A 13,505-nucleotide genomic window follows, 5' to 3' on the forward strand; every position below is an offset into this window, starting at 1 on the left:
TTCTACAAACAGCCCATCGGCCTCATCGACCACCGAGGCCAGAAACTGTCACCCATCTACCCAGGCTAATTTGTAACCAACCTATCCGCTGGACATTCCGAGAGAGGCTCTGCGTCGAGATTCCCTCAGCTCAGCGGCGCGTATTTCACCGCGCAGCCATAGGATTTGGTGGCCGCCTCGCTGATCGGCTTGCCGGCCTTCAGCTCGGCCACGGCCTGCCGGACATAGCTCTTGGCGCCGTTGAGGCTTGCCGGGTTCGATGAGGGCTTGTCGTCGATCGCGCCCATATAGGCGAGCGTGCCCTTGGGATCGACAATGTACATATGCGGCGTCGTCGTCGCTCCATAGGCGCGCGCCACCTTGCTGTTGGGGTCGAGCAGCACCGCGGCCGGCGCAGCATCGCGCTTCGTGGTCAGTTCCTTGGCCGCAGCGCCATCAACATAACCCTGCTCGCCGACTGGCGAGGACACGACCGAGAGCCAGACGATGCCCTCCCTGACCATATCCTTCTGCAGCGTCTGCATGGTGGCGCTGTTGTAGTGCTTCCGGACATAGGGGCAGTCGTGATTGGTCCATTCCAGGATCACGGTCTTGCCGGCGAATTCCGAGAGATTGCGCGTCTTGCCGTCGGCATCGACGGCCTGGAAGGCAGGCGCAGGCTGACCGATCTTCGCGCCCCCCTGCGCCAGGACGGAGCCTGCACTCAGCGAGAGGCCGGCGAGCGCGAGGCCGGCGATGAAACTCTGTCGGGACAGGCTGGCTTTCATCGGGTGTCTCCGTCTTCAGGGGGGAAACTCTCAGCGGGAGGCAGTCTTCATCTCCTTGCCGGCGGCACGGCGGGCGGCGGTCACCACCATGTCGGGCGTCAGCAATTGCGGCAGGATCTCGGGCTGCGCATCCTTCTTGCCGGGATAGAACAGATAGAGCGGCACGCCGGCGCGGCCCTGCTCGGCCAAGGCCTGGGCGATCGCAGAATTGCGGTTGGTCCAGTCGGCCTTGAGGGAGGCGACCTTCAATTCGGCGAAGGCGTCCTTGACCTCCTGCCGCGAGAGCGCGACGCGCTCATTCGCCAGGCAGGTGATGCACCAGGCTGCGGTGAAATTGACGAAGACCGGCTTGCCTTCGGCTTGCAGCGCAGCGACGCGCTCGGGCGTCCAGGCCTGGATGCCGCCAGCACGCGCCTCGCTGGTGGCGCTGGGCACGGCGCTCTGCAGCACGAACCAGCCGGCGCCAAGCGCGACCAGCGCGGCAAGACCCGTGGCGGCCAGGCGCACGCCGCCCGCGCCGCGCGTGACGCCGACGAGCCAGACGATGAAGCCCGCAGCCAGCACCGCGACCAGCGCGGCCAGGACGCCGCCGGGACCGGCCTGCACCGAGGCGACCCAGACCAGCCAGATCGCGGTCGCGAACATCGGGAAGGCGAAAGCCTGCTTCAGGATCACCATCCAGCGGCCGGGCCTGGGCAGCAGACGCAGCAGGCCGGGCGCGAAGGAGAGCGCCAGGACGGGCAGAGCGAAGCCGAGCGCCAATGCCAGGAAGACAGCGAGGCCCATGGCAGGCGGCTGCGTCACCGCATAGCCCACAGCCGCGCCCATGAAGGGGGCGGTGCAGGGCGTCGCGACCACGACGGCGAGCGCGCCGGTCATGAAAGCGCCCAGGCGCCCGCCTCGGCCGGCGAGGTCCTGGCCTATGCCTCCAGCTGAAGTTCCGACCTCGAAGGCGCCCAGCAGGTTGAAGCCGATCAGCGTCATGATGACGGCAAGCGCGATGACCAGGGGCGGCGACTGCAATTGGAACCCCCAGCCGATGCCGGAGCCCAGCGCCGCGAAGCCGATGACGATGCCGGCCAGGATCATGAAAGTCACGACCACGCCGCTGAGGAACAGCACGCCCTGCTCGCGGACCTCGTCGCGATGCGCCCGCGCCAGTTGCGCGAAGCCGAGCGCCTTGATGAACAGCACAGGCAGCACGCAGGGCATCAGGTTGAGGATCAAACCGCCTGCGAAGGCGAAGGCGAGCGCCGCCCACAGCGTCAGGTCGGCGCCCTCGACCGGCACCGGCAGCCGCACCACGGCCGGGCGCGGCGCAGCGCTTGCCCCCGTCGCGGCGGTCAGCAAGGCGGGCTCGACCTCGACTGTGACCGCCAGTGCGCGCGGCAGGCCGCCCTCCCTGAAGGTGACGACGCCGGAGAGCTCCGCGCTCTCGAGCTTGAACGCGCTGGAGCGGGCAAGCTGCAAGGTCGTGCCATTGGCAGCGGGCGTGGCGGACTGGGGCGCGGCATGCTCGATCAGCGTGTCGGAGAGCGGGAAGAAGCGGATATCGCGCGCCTCCGCGCCCAGGCCGGGCAGCGAGAGCGCGAGCCTGTCGCCATTGCTCGTCAGCTTCGCCTTGAAGCCGGCCGGCTGCGGCAAGGCGGCCAGCGTCGCATCGATGCGCGACTGGGCATTCTCATCGACGATCGCCGTGGCCTCGACCGGCAGGTCGAGCGTGAAGGCGCCCTCCTCGGGAATGCAGATCTTCTCGCAGACGAGCCAGGTCGCATTGGCCTTCAGCGTCACCCGCTCGCCGGGCCTGGCGCTCTCGGGCACGGCGATCTCGACCGGCAGCAGCAGCGTGCCCTCGAAACCGAAATTGACCAGCGGCTCGACCGGGAGCGCCTTGGGCGCGGGCCAGCGGATCTCGCCCGCCGTCATGCCGGCGGGCAGCGTCCAGTCGATGCGCGTCGCCTCACCGGAATCGCCGGGGTTCTGCCAATAGGTATGCCAGCCCCTGGCGATCTTCTGGACGAGGGCGACCTGGAAGCGTTCGCCCGGCTGGACGGCATCGCGGCTCGACAGCAGCGTCGCCGTGACGCGCGGCGAGCTGACGGCAGCCGATTCCGCCGCGATGGCGATGGCCGGCGCGATCAGCGCGAACGCCAGCACGGCGTTACGCAAGAGGCCTTGTCGAAAGCTCTGAGCCATGGGCCAGGTCGTCATCCCGTTCAATTCCCCTCCAGATGCCCGACTTTGCCACACAGAGCCAATGACAAGCCGGTGATGCCGGGACGAGGCGTCATTGTCGGGTAAGGACGGAAACAGCGCACCGCGCCATGATGTCGCCGCGTGTGCTGCTTTAGCTGCGCGCCCGACATTCCGGAACCTTGAAAGCTGACCATGGCCACATTGCCTGCCGCCATCGCCCCCTCGCATGTCGCCGTGGTCACGGGGGCGGCCTCGGGCATCGGCTTCGCCGCAGCCCGCGCCTTCGCGGGGCTGGGCATGAAGGTCGCCATCGCCGACCACGACGCGGAAGGGCTCAAGGCCGCCGGGCAGGTGCTGGCGACGCTCGTCGGCGCGGAGAACGTGCTCGCCGTGCCCACCGATGTGGCGCGGCGCGAAGCGGTGCAAGCCCTGCACGAGCAGGTGACGGCCCGCTTCGGCGCCGTCCATGTGCTGATGAACAATGCCGGCATCCAGCCGGGCAGCGCGATGTTTGGGCCGATCGAAACCTGGGAGCGGATTCTCGCCGTCAATCTCGGCGGCATCATCAACGGCACGCAGATCTTCGCGCCCGACATGATCGCCGGCGGCACCCCCGGCCTGATCATCAACACCGGCTCGAAGCAGGGCATCACCACTCCACCCGGCGACCCCGCCTACAACGTCTCGAAAGCCGGCGTGAAGGCCTTCACCGAAGCCTTGCAGCATGAATTGCGCGGGACGGCAGGCTGCAAGGTCAGCGCCCATCTCCTGATCCCCGGCTTTGTCTACACGCCGCTCACAGCCAAGGGACGCCCCGAGCAACCGGCCGGAGCCTGGACGCCGGAGCAGACGGTCGACTTCATGCTGGAGCGACTGGGCGCAGGCGACTTCTACATCCTTTGCCCCGACAACGAGACACCGCGCGCGCTGGACGAGAAGCGCATGGCCTGGGCGATCGGCGACATCATCGAGAACCGCCCGCCGCTCTCGCGCTGGCACCCCGGCTTCGCCGAGGCGTTCAAGGCGCATGTCGAGGGAGAGTGAGACCTCAGATCGCCGCGCCGTCCGTCACCGTATCGGCGCCCAGACCCAGTCGCACCGCGCGCACGATCTCGGCTTCGGCCGCCTCGCCGCGCTTGCGGGGCCGGGGCGCATCGATCCTGTGCTCGGCGATGATCTGGCCGGGCGCGCCGGAGAGGATGACGACGCGGTCGGCGAGATAGGCCGCCTCATCGATGTCGTGCGTGACGAAGAGCACGGTCTTGCCGGTGCGCTGCCAGACGCGGATCAGCTCGTCCTGCAGGCTTTCGCGGGTCAAGGCGTCGAGCGCCGAGAACGGCTCATCCATCAGCAGGATCTCGGGCTCGACGGCGAGCGCGCGCGCCAGCGAGACGCGCTGGCGCTGGCCGCCGGAGAGCTGGTGCGGCCAGCGCTTCGCCAACGAACTCAGGCCCACGAGATCGAGCATCTCCTGCGCCTTCGCCTGACGCTCGTGACGCGAGACCTGCCCCTCCAACCCGAAGCCGACATTCGAGGCGACCTTGCGCCAGGGCAGCAGGCGCGAATCCTGGAAGACGAGCGCGACCGGCCGGCGGGCGCTATCTGCAGCATTGATCACGACCTCGCCGCCGCTGGGCTTGGCGAGGCCTGCGATGACGCGCAGCAGCGTCGACTTGCCGACGCCGGACGGGCCGACGATCGCCAGGAACTCGCCACGCGCGACCGAGAGATCGAGCTTGTGCAGCACCTCCGTCGCCTCGCCGTTGCGGGTGAAGGTCAGCGAGAGCGCCTTGATGTCGATCACGCTTTCCATCGCAGCACCCATGTCTGGAAGGCGACGAAGAGGGTGTCGAGGAAGCCGTAGAGCCCCGCCATGGTCAGCATGTAGATCACCACGATATCGGTCGCGAGCAGGCTGGAGGCCTGCATCATGCGCTGGCCGACGCCGGCGACGCCAAAAATCTCGGCCGCGACGACCGCCATCCAGGCCTGGCCCAGCGCCGTGCGCACGCCGATCAGGATGCCGGGCATGGCCGCCGGCAGCAGGATCTTGCTCAGGCGCTGCCAGCTCGTGCGGAAGCCGAAGGCGTCGGCGACCTCGATCAGATCGCGATCGACGCCGCGGATCGCGCCCTGGGCGGCGAAGAAGACGATCCAGAACACGCCGATCGCGATGATGAACACCGCGGCCGACGGGTTCACGCCAAACCAGATGATGGCAAAGGGCACCCAGGCGAGACCGGGAATCGGCCTGAGCAGGCGCACCACCCAGGCCGTGGCTTCTTCAGCGATGCGCGACATGCCGACGAGCACGCCAAGCGCCGCGCCGAGCACCGAGCCGGTGATCAGGCCGGTGAAGTAGTGGCCGAGCGAACCGAGGATCGCGGCAAGCCAGGCGCCCGAGGTGACCTCACGCCAAAACGCCTTCGGCAAGGCGCTCGGGCCCGGCAGGAAGGCCGGGTTCACGAGGCCGAAGAAAGGGATCGCCTCCCACAGCAGCAGGAAGGCGACGAGGCCCACAAAGGCTAGGGCCGGAGCCCGAAGGGATTGCAAGAGTGTCAACCGCCCGCCTTGATCGCGCGCTCGTAATATTGCGTCTCGAACAGGCCGTCGAACGGCAATTCCTTGTCGAGCGAACCGAGCTTGACCTGATAGGCCTGCATGACGCGGGACGGCTCGATGATCTTGCGCGGATCGATCTCGAAGGTGCTCGCCGGCGAGGTCAGCGCCTTGCGGATCAATTCGGGATCAACGATGCCCTTTCCGAGCGCGGTCCCGACATGAGGCGCGGCCTTGTCGGGGTTCTTGGCGATGAGATCGGCCGCGCGCACGAGGCTGTTGACCAGCTTCTGCACGACCTCCGGGTTTTTCGTGACGAAGGCGCCCGACCCCGCCACCACCGTGCCGGGCTGGCCGGGGAAGAGCTCCTGCCCGCCCGCGATCAGCTTGATGCCGGGGTTGCGGGTCTGGATGATGGTCAGCGCCGGCTCACGCACGATCGCACCCTCGACGGCCGCCGCCAGCACCGCCTGCTGGGTCGCGTCGATGCCCATCGGCACGATCTCGACATCGGCCTTGTCGGCCTTGGCGACCTCCCAGAGCCAGTATTGCAGCGTGGTGTTGGGCACGGAGCCCGCCGGCTGGGTGGCGAGCCGCGCCGGTTTGCCGGTCGCGGCCTTGTAGGCCTTGAAGGCGGCCGAGGCCGTGGTACCCGGCGTGAAGAATTTGGTCAGGGACGGCGCGGCGACGAAGACGTTCTCTGCGACTGCGGTCGCAGCCACGACGCGGACATCGACGCCGCGCGAGCGCGCCACCGCCAGTGGCGCGATGCCGGCGACGTAGAAATCGATCGTGCCGGAGGCGAAGGCCTGGATCATGTTCGGGCCGGATTCGAACACCGTGAAGCTCGCAGCGAGACCGGCTTCCTTGAGCCAACCCTCGCCATTGGCGACGAAGATCGGAGCCGTGCCGATGACCGGGATATAGCCGATGCGCGCGGTGACAGCGCCCTGGGCGCGCGCGCCGGATAGCGGCGACGCAGCGAGAAGCGCCGAGCCGGCGAGCAGGAACTGGCGGCGATCCATCGATCAAATCCTTCGTGAAGACGGTGCGGAAGGCGCACCCATTGACAGATGGAGAAAAGGATTTTCTATCTGAAAACAAGATGAAAGCCTTAAAAAGATAATCATTCTCCTTTTGCGGCATTCAACAGAGATAATCTTCTGATCACGGACGGAATACGAGAATGGATGCGATAGACCGGAAAATCCTCACCGTCCTGCAGGGCGACGCCAATATCTCGATCGCCGAACTCGCCGACCGCGTCGGGCTGTCGCAGACGCCGTGCTGGAAGCGAATCCAGCGGCTGGAGCAGTCCGGCGTCATCGTGAAACGCGTCGCGCTGGTCGCGCCGGAGAAGATCGGACTCGGCCTCACCGTCTTCGTCCAGATCGAGACCGCCGACCATTCCGGGCCGTGGCTGGAGAAGTTCGCGCAGATGGTCGCGTCAATGCCGGAGGTGATGGAGTTCTACCGCATGGCCGGCGATGTCGACTACATGCTGCGCGTCGTCGTCGCCGACATGGCGGCCTATGACGGCTTCTACAAGAAGCTGATCGAGACGATCCCGCTCAAGAACGTGACCTCGCGCTTCGCGATGGAGCGGATCAAGTCGACCACGGCCTATCGCGTGCCGGACCTGCCTAAGGCTTGAGACCGCGCGGCGGCGTCATGCTCGGGCTTGTCCCGAGCCTCTCTCGCGCGCGTCGAGCTACTACGCCTCGTCCTGCATGAGATTGCCCAGGAATGCCGGCCGAAGAGGCCCCGGCGTGCCGGACGCCCCTACGACCGCCCGCCATCCACGGACAGCACCTGGCCGGTGATCCAGCCGGCCTGTTCGCTCAGGAAGAACAGCGTCGCCGCCGCGATGTCGGCCGGCGTGCCGAGGCGGCGGGTATGGATGCCCTCGACCAGGCGCTTCTGCCCCTCCGGGCCATAGCTCTCCCATTGCCGCTCGGTCGCGGGATTGGAGCGCACGAAGCCCGGCGCGACGGAGTTCACCGTGACGCCATGGGGGCCGAGCTCCCAGGCGAGCTGCTTGGTCAAACCAACCAGCGCGTGCTTGGCGCTGGCATAGGCCTGGATGCCGGTGAGGCTCGGCCGCAGGCCCGCTCCCGACGAGATCGTGACGATGCGGCCATAGCCGGATTGCCGCATCACCGGGGCGGCTGCCTGGGCGAGAAAGAAGGCAGCGTCGACATTGGCGGCGAAGATCACGCGCCAATCCGCCTCGGAAATCGCCTCGATCGGCCGGCCGACCTGCCCGCGCACGCCGCCGGCAGCATGGACCATGAGATCGAGCTTGCCGCTTTTCGCGACGATCTCGGTGATGAGCGCGCTCGCAGCCTCGGGTGTACCGAGATCGACCGCATGCGCCGTCGCGCCGATCGCCTTGGCCGTCTCGGCCACGCCGGCGGCGTCGATATCGGCAAGGTGTACGGTCGCGCCGGACTCGGCCAGCGCCGTGGCGATGGCCCGGCCGATGCCCTGAGCTGCGCCAGTGACGAGGGCTACGCGATTGTCGAAGCGGATTTGCATTGGTCGAGCAGGACTTTCAGCGTGGCGAAGGAGAGCGGGCGCTTGCCGTCCTCGATCTCATGGATGAGCGAAACCAGCGTAACCAGCGCCGGGGTGGCGACACCCGCCTCGCGGCCCAGCGTCGCGATGATGCCGATCTGCGGATCGACCTCGGTCTTGCGCTTGCGCACAGCCAGATCGCGCCAGATGCCGGAATGGGTTTTTGCCGTCCGGGAGGTGTAGTCGGCGAGCCAGGCAATCGTCTCGATCTGCGGGCCTTCAGGCCGGCCGGGGGCAAAGACCATCGGATCGAACGCGCCGAAGCCGAGCGAGCGTACGCCGCGCGCAGCGGCGACCGCGCCGACCTCGCGACCGAGCGCGAGCCAGACCGGCAGCCGCTCGGGATCGGCGAAATTCGCCGACATCGACTCATCCGTCAGCGCCGTGCCGAACAACATCGCGCCATAGGCGAGCTTGCCCCAGAGCGAACCCCAGATGTTGTCGGTCACGACCGAGTCCTGGTCGAAGAGCTTCAGCAACGCATGCATCTCGTGCAGGCGCGGCGTCATCGCCCCGTCGAGTTCGCCGACGACGACCGCGCCGCGATTGCCGTACAAGATCTCGCCCGGCCCGTGCCAGTCCGCGCCGAAATTGACGAAGCAGCCCATGGTGCGCGCCTCGCCGACCTGGCTTGCGATCGTCAACTCGTTGAGACCGTTCTGGGCGGAGAGCACGAATCCGTCCGCCGCGAGATGCGGCTTCAGCGCCGCGACCGCAGCTTCGGTCGCGCCGGCCTTCACCGCCAGCACGATGCGCTTATAGGTACCGGTCAGTTCGGCCGGCGTCGCCGCCGGGACGACCTGGCGGAACTCCTCGATCGGCCCGGTGATCGCAAGGCCCGTCATGCGGCAGGCCTCGACATGCTCAGGCACGATATCGACGAGGAGGACAGGGATGCCGGCGCGGGCCCAATAGGCGCCCAGCGTGCCGCCGATCGCGCCTGCGCCCCAGATCAGGATGGGTTCGGGTGTGGTCATGGCGCCGGCCTTTCCACCTTGAAGCCCTCATCCTGAGGAGCAGCCGAAGGCTGCGTCTCGAAGGATGCTCCAGATGACTCCGGAGCCTCCTGAACCATCCTTCGAGACGCCGCTGCGCGGCTCCTCAGGATGAGGGCTGTGGTGGGATGAAGCGCGTCCATCATGCCTGCCCTGCCATCTCGACGTCACCATGGGTCGCGACATGGACGAGCCCGTCGGGCGTGACCCAGCCGCGATACATGCCTTCGGAATTATAGGGCGCGACGATGGCGCCATCGGCATCGATGGCGACGAGGCCGGCGCCGATCCTGTGCGCCGTCAATTCGGCCAGGACCGTGTCGGTCGCCTGTTTCAGGCTCAGCCCCTTATAGGCGATCAGCGACGCGATCTCGTGGCCGACGCAATAGCGGATGAAATACTCGCCCTTGCCGGTGCCGGAGACGGCGCAGCGACCGTCGCGGGCGTAGGTGCCGGCCCCGATGATGGGGGAATCGCCGACGCGCCCGACCGGCTTGTTGGTGTAGCCGCCGGTCGAGGTCGCCGCGGCGAGATGACCTTGCACATCGCGCGCAACCGCGCCGACCGTGCCGTGCTTTTCCGCCTCGCTCGCTTCCGAGGCCGTGCCTACTAGTTCCCGGATCTTCATCGAGGAGAGGTTCTTGCGGCGGCGCTCGGTCGAGAAATGCTCGTTCTCGACCATATCGAGGCCTTCATGCTCGGCGAAGGCGTCTCCGGCCGCGCCCGCCAGCAGCAGCGGATCGCCGCGCCGCATCAAGGCCTTCGCGGCGCTGACCGGGTTCTTGACGCGCTTGACGCCGCAGAGTGCGCCAGCCGCCAGCGTCGCGCCATCCATGATCGAAACGTCGAGCTCATGCTCGCCATCGGCATTGAAGGCCGCGCCGTGGCCAGCGTTGAAATGGGGCGAATCCTCCATCACAAGCACGGCCGCTTCGACGGCATCCACCGCGGTGCCGCCCCTGGCGAGGATCGCCCAGCCCGCGCGCAAGGAGGCTGCGAGATCGGCCCGGGCCTGCGCCCATTCGGCGTGGGTCATCTCGGCCTTGGGCAGCGTGCCGCAGCCGCCATGAATGGCGAGAGCGATGTTGGTCATGTGATGGAACCTCGGAACGGGGCAGTCGGCAATAGGCAATAGGCAGTCGGACGAGCGGTCGGCGGCAGAAAACGACTGCCGACTGCCCATTGCCGACTGCCTGCCCGCTCACTTCTTGGCGGGCTTGATGTCCATCGCCAGCGTGTCCTCGTCGACGCGCGGGGCGATCGTGACCTTGTCCTTCTGCATCGCCCAGGCCGAACCGACAGCGACGATCGGCAGGCGCGGCCGGTCCTTGGCGACGATGGCGTTGGCGTCGGCGAGGTATTTGTTGCGCTTGGCCTCGTCCATCTCGACGCCGGCATCCTCGATCAGCTTGTCGAGCTCGGCGTTCTTGTAGCCGAGCACATTGAAGGGGCCGAGCTTCTTGGCGGGATCGTTGGAGTGCACGACCGAGGAGAGCGTGTAGTTCGCCTCGCCCGTCAGCGTGCCCCAGCCGGACATCGCCAGCGAGAACTCGCCGCGCGAGCGGGCCGGGAAGAAGACCGCGCCCGGCTGGGCGTTGGCGTTCACCTCGATGCCGATGCGGGCCAGCATCTGCGCGATCGAAGTGCCGACCTGGCGATCGCCCGGCAGGCGGTCGCTGGTGAAGGAGAAGGTCACCTTGAAGCCATTGGCGTAACCGGCCTCCTCCATCAGCTTCTTGGCCTTGGCGAGATCGGGCTTCAGCGGCGGCAGCGAGGAGTTGAAGCCCGCAATGCTGGCGGTGACGAGCTGGTTGACCGGAGCCCCCAGCCCTTCCATCGCGATCTCGACCAGGGCCGGCCGGTCGATGGCGAGGTCGATCGCCTCGCGCACCTTTGCGTCCTGCAGCGGGTTCTTCGCCAGCGGCGAGCCGTCCTTGGCGCTGATCTGCGGAGCCTTGTCCCGCATGTCGAGCTCCATGTTGAAGACATAGACCGTGTCGATGGTCGCGACCGAGAGCTTGGGGTCGCGCTTCAGCGTCGCGACGTCGGAGGACGGCGCGCGGACGATGATATCGACCTGGCCGGCCTTGAGCTGGGCGACGCGGGCGGCGTCATTGGGCAATTCCTTGCGGATGACCCGAGCCCATGGCTCCTTCGGCCCCCAATAGCCGTCGAAACGCTCCAGAACCATCTGGTCCTTCGGCGTCCAGGAGACGAATTTGTAGGGGCCGGTGCCGATCGCCGCCTTGCCGGAGTTGAAGGCCTCGTTGGCGTTGTCCTTGGTCAGGCCAGCGGCGGCCTTGGCCGAGACGATGAACAGGCGGATGAAGTCGTTGGGCAGATTGGGCGCCGGTCCGTCGGTGACGATATGCACCGTCAGCGGATCGATGATCTTCACCTCCTTGACCCGACGAACATAGATCGTGGTCGGGTTGGGGCCCGAGACGACCGGGATGCGCTCGATCGAGAACTTGACGTCCTCGGCGGTGAAATCCGAGCCGTCGTGGAATTTCACGCCGGGACGCAGCTTGAACTCCCAAACGGAGGGCTCAATCGCCTTCCAGCTCAAGGCGAGGCGCGGCTCGATCTGGAGTTTGTCGCCGGACCAGGTCAGCGTGTCGAAGACATGCTTGAGCGCTTCGGCGTGAGTACCGGTCGCTGTGAAATGCGGATCGATCGAATCCGGGCCGGCGCGCACGCCGATCGTGAGGTTCTGGGCGAGGGCTGCGGTCGAAACCGACATGCCGAGCATGGCCGCAAGCGCGAGCGAGCGAAGGGAAAGTGAGAGCGTCATGATGGGGATCCTCTGAGATCTGTCATGCCATTTTCGAGCGGCGGCATGATCGGTTGATTCCACGCGATGGTTCTTCTCTAGAGCGATTTCCGATCCTACTGGATCGGAAATCGCTCTATCCTTTTGTTTTGACACGTTTTCTTCACGCGAACCGGTGTCCACTTCGCTCGAAAACGCTTCTAGTGAGCCCGGCAGGCAGTCTCGACGTGCCACGCTGCGCCGGTTCTTTGGAAAGACGGTTCGGATGCCTCCGGGCTATGTCTGGTTCTCGAGATCATTGGGCCAGGTCGGTGAGGCGATGACGAGCTTGTCCATCAATTCGCAGAGCTGGCGCTGCTCGGCTTCGCTGAGCCCTTCCAGCATGGTGGTCTGCTGCTGGACCATCAGCGGCATCGTCTCATCGAAGATCGCGCGACCGGCGTTGGTCAGGCGCAGTACGAAGCTGCGCAGATCGTCGCGATCGGTCTCGCGCTTGAGCAGGCGGCGGGTCAAAAGCTTCTGGATGGCGCGCGAGAGCGTGTTCTTGGGCAGGCCGGAGGAGGCCACGATGTTCTTGGCGGCGACGCCATCCCTCAGGCCGACGGCGTAGAGCACGACGAATTCGGGCCGCACCAGCCCATAGCGCGTCTCGATCCAGCGATAGACGGGATCGTTGAAGCGGAAGGCGATGAAGTTCAGCCGGAAGGACAGCCAGCAGGGGTTGTCCCAGAGCTTGGTGATGGTGAGCGGATCAAGGTCGCGCAGCGCGGCCTCGCGCTCATGGTCGAGACGCGACAGGGCGGTCGGGGCGCGGCGCATGATCAGCTCCCTGATTTAGTTCCAAATGGAACTTGACGCTCCTGAAAGCGGGAGTCAAGGATGGCCCAGCCATCGGATTTTGCCACTCTTTTTCTGCAAGGAACGGGCCGTGCGCATCGCACAGATGAACTGGATGCAGGTCGAGGCGCAAGCCAGGCGGGACGACCGCTGCGTCCTGCCGCTCGGCAGCGTCGAGCAGCACGCCTATCTGAGCCTGGCGACAGACGCGATCCTCTCCGAAAAAGTGGCTCAGGATGCGGCGGAACCGCTCGACATCCCGGTCTTTCCCGTGCTCGCCTACGGCATGACGCCGGGCTTTGCCGCCTATCCCGGCACCGTCTCGCTGCGGCTGAGCACGTATATTGCAGTGGTCGAGGACATGCTCGAAGGATTCTACCGCTCCGGCTTCCGCCGCATCGTACTGGTCAACGGCCATGGCGGCAATTCGCCGGCCATGACCTTCTGCACGGAGTGGATGGGCGTGAGGACCGATGCCAGCGTCAGGATGCACAATTGGTGGGCGGGGCCGCGTTTTCAGGCAGCCGTGAAGGCGATCGATACGGCGGCTTCGCACGCGTCCTGGATGGAGAACTTCCCCTGGACGCGGCTGGAAGGCGTGGCGGTGCCTAATGCCGCGAAACCACCCTTCAATGCGGCGCTTTATCAGGCAGCCAACCCGGCCCGGAAGCGCGAGATCCTGGGCGACGGCAATTTCCACGGCCGCTACCAGCGCTCCGACGAGGAGATGCTGAGCCTCTGGCAGATCGGCGTCGAGGAGACCCGCGCGGCGATGGTCGAGGACTGGCCGTGAGGCGACGC

Annotated in this window: 13 protein-coding genes; 3 read left to right on the forward strand and 10 right to left on the reverse strand. The window is 66.6% G+C overall.

The genetic code is table 11. The features are described from left to right. Positions 1-125: 125 nt before the first annotated feature. Both CYD53_RS27060 and CYD53_RS27065 read right to left on the reverse strand, forming a co-directional pair. The gene (locus CYD53_RS27060; protein WP_103721200.1) at positions 126-767 is read right to left on the reverse strand and encodes a thioredoxin family protein; all 642 of its coding nucleotides are present in this window, start codon (positions 765-767) and stop codon (positions 126-128) included. Between the two features lie 30 nt (positions 768-797). Then, positions 798-2,978 (reverse strand): protein-disulfide reductase DsbD family protein, encoded by a 2,181-nt coding sequence (locus tag CYD53_RS27065; RefSeq protein ID WP_210202444.1) that lies wholly within the window; start codon positions 2,976-2,978, stop codon positions 798-800. A gap of 177 nt (positions 2,979-3,155) precedes the next feature. Between CYD53_RS27065 and CYD53_RS27070 the strand changes: the two genes are divergently transcribed. Further along, complete coding sequence (locus CYD53_RS27070; RefSeq protein WP_181012051.1) at positions 3,156-4,007, forward strand: SDR family NAD(P)-dependent oxidoreductase; 852 nt, start codon at positions 3,156-3,158, stop codon at positions 4,005-4,007. Positions 4,008-4,011: 4 nt separating this feature from the next. Here the strand turns inward: CYD53_RS27070 and CYD53_RS27075 are convergent, their stop codons facing one another. Genes CYD53_RS27075 through CYD53_RS27085 form a run of 3 tightly spaced genes read right to left on the reverse strand, consistent with a single transcriptional unit; the run spans position 4,012 to position 6,547 of the window. Further along, positions 4,012-4,776, reverse strand: coding sequence for an ABC transporter ATP-binding protein (locus CYD53_RS27075; protein ID WP_103721202.1), 765 nt, complete (start codon positions 4,774-4,776; stop codon positions 4,012-4,014). Beyond that, the gene (locus CYD53_RS27080) at positions 4,764-5,516 is read right to left on the reverse strand and encodes an ABC transporter permease (RefSeq protein ID WP_103721203.1); all 753 of its coding nucleotides are present in this window, start codon (positions 5,514-5,516) and stop codon (positions 4,764-4,766) included. Before CYD53_RS27080 ends, CYD53_RS27075 begins: the two co-directional genes overlap by 13 nt. A 5-nt stretch (positions 5,517-5,521) precedes the next feature. Continuing rightward, positions 5,522-6,547 (reverse strand): ABC transporter substrate-binding protein, encoded by a 1,026-nt coding sequence (locus CYD53_RS27085; protein WP_103721204.1) that lies wholly within the window; start codon positions 6,545-6,547, stop codon positions 5,522-5,524. 161 nt (positions 6,548-6,708) lie between these two features. Between CYD53_RS27085 and CYD53_RS27090 the strand changes: the two genes are divergently transcribed. After that, entirely contained in the window at positions 6,709-7,176 is a 468-nt protein-coding gene (locus CYD53_RS27090; protein WP_092170895.1) for an Lrp/AsnC family transcriptional regulator, read from the forward strand. Positions 7,177-7,304: 128 nt separating this feature from the next. Here CYD53_RS27090 and CYD53_RS27095 read toward each other — a convergent pair whose 3' ends face one another. The 5 genes from CYD53_RS27095 to CYD53_RS27115 all read right to left on the reverse strand — a co-directional run bounded on the left by CYD53_RS27095 (position 7,305) and on the right by CYD53_RS27115 (position 12,686). Then, positions 7,305-8,060: an SDR family NAD(P)-dependent oxidoreductase gene (locus CYD53_RS27095; protein ID WP_103721205.1), complete on the reverse strand. Its 756-nt coding sequence runs from the start codon at positions 8,058-8,060 to the stop codon at positions 7,305-7,307. Next, a complete protein-coding gene (locus tag CYD53_RS27100; protein WP_103721206.1) occupies positions 8,033-9,076 on the reverse strand; it encodes a ketopantoate reductase family protein in 1,044 nt (347 codons plus the stop codon). The genes CYD53_RS27095 and CYD53_RS27100 overlap by 28 nt, the downstream gene beginning before the upstream one ends. 160 nt (positions 9,077-9,236) lie before the next feature. After that, the gene (locus tag CYD53_RS27105; RefSeq protein ID WP_103721207.1) at positions 9,237-10,187 is read right to left on the reverse strand and encodes an isoaspartyl peptidase/L-asparaginase family protein; all 951 of its coding nucleotides are present in this window, start codon (positions 10,185-10,187) and stop codon (positions 9,237-9,239) included. A gap of 108 nt (positions 10,188-10,295) precedes the next feature. Further along, positions 10,296-11,888 carry an ABC transporter substrate-binding protein gene (locus tag CYD53_RS27110; RefSeq protein WP_103721208.1) on the reverse strand — a complete coding sequence of 531 codons (1,593 nt, stop codon included), beginning with the start codon at positions 11,886-11,888 and terminating at the stop codon, positions 10,296-10,298. A gap of 255 nt (positions 11,889-12,143) precedes the next feature. Next, entirely contained in the window at positions 12,144-12,686 is a 543-nt protein-coding gene (locus CYD53_RS27115; protein WP_103721209.1) for a MarR family winged helix-turn-helix transcriptional regulator, read from the reverse strand. A 109-nt stretch (positions 12,687-12,795) separates the two neighbouring features. On the opposite strand from CYD53_RS27115, the gene CYD53_RS27120 reads away from it, so the two are divergent. Then, on the forward strand, positions 12,796-13,497 hold the full coding sequence (locus CYD53_RS27120; RefSeq protein ID WP_103721250.1) for a creatininase family protein: 702 nt from the start codon (positions 12,796-12,798) through the stop codon (positions 13,495-13,497). Positions 13,498-13,505: the final 8 nt, after the last annotated feature.

Source organism: Allobosea psychrotolerans (genome assembly GCF_002917105.1).
In the GTDB taxonomy this organism is placed as follows: domain Bacteria; phylum Pseudomonadota; class Alphaproteobacteria; order Rhizobiales; family Beijerinckiaceae; genus Allobosea; species Allobosea psychrotolerans.

Excerpts from the sequence above, each read along its gene's own strand:
- CYD53_RS27090 (WP_092170895.1), top strand. The coding sequence starts at position 6,709 with ATGGATGCGATAGACCGGAAAATCCTCACCGTCCTGCAGGGCGACGCC.
- CYD53_RS27100 (WP_103721206.1), bottom strand. The coding sequence starts at position 9,076 with ATGACCACACCCGAACCCATCCTGATCTGGGGCGCAGGCGCGATCGGC.
- CYD53_RS27110 (WP_103721208.1), bottom strand. The coding sequence starts at position 11,888 with ATGACGCTCTCACTTTCCCTTCGCTCGCTCGCGCTTGCGGCCATGCTC.
- CYD53_RS27105 (WP_103721207.1), bottom strand. The coding sequence starts at position 10,187 with ATGACCAACATCGCTCTCGCCATTCATGGCGGCTGCGGCACGCTGCCC.
- CYD53_RS27075 (WP_103721202.1), bottom strand. The coding sequence starts at position 4,776 with ATGGAAAGCGTGATCGACATCAAGGCGCTCTCGCTGACCTTCACCCGC.
- CYD53_RS27115 (WP_103721209.1), bottom strand. The coding sequence starts at position 12,686 with ATGCGCCGCGCCCCGACCGCCCTGTCGCGTCTCGACCATGAGCGCGAG.
- CYD53_RS27085 (WP_103721204.1), bottom strand. The coding sequence starts at position 6,547 with ATGGATCGCCGCCAGTTCCTGCTCGCCGGCTCGGCGCTTCTCGCTGCG.
- CYD53_RS27095 (WP_103721205.1), bottom strand. The coding sequence starts at position 8,060 with ATGCAAATCCGCTTCGACAATCGCGTAGCCCTCGTCACTGGCGCAGCT.
- CYD53_RS27065 (WP_210202444.1), bottom strand. The coding sequence starts at position 2,978 with ATGACGACCTGGCCCATGGCTCAGAGCTTTCGACAAGGCCTCTTGCGT.
- CYD53_RS27060 (WP_103721200.1), bottom strand. The coding sequence starts at position 767 with ATGAAAGCCAGCCTGTCCCGACAGAGTTTCATCGCCGGCCTCGCGCTC.
- CYD53_RS27070 (WP_181012051.1), top strand. The coding sequence starts at position 3,156 with ATGGCCACATTGCCTGCCGCCATCGCCCCCTCGCATGTCGCCGTGGTC.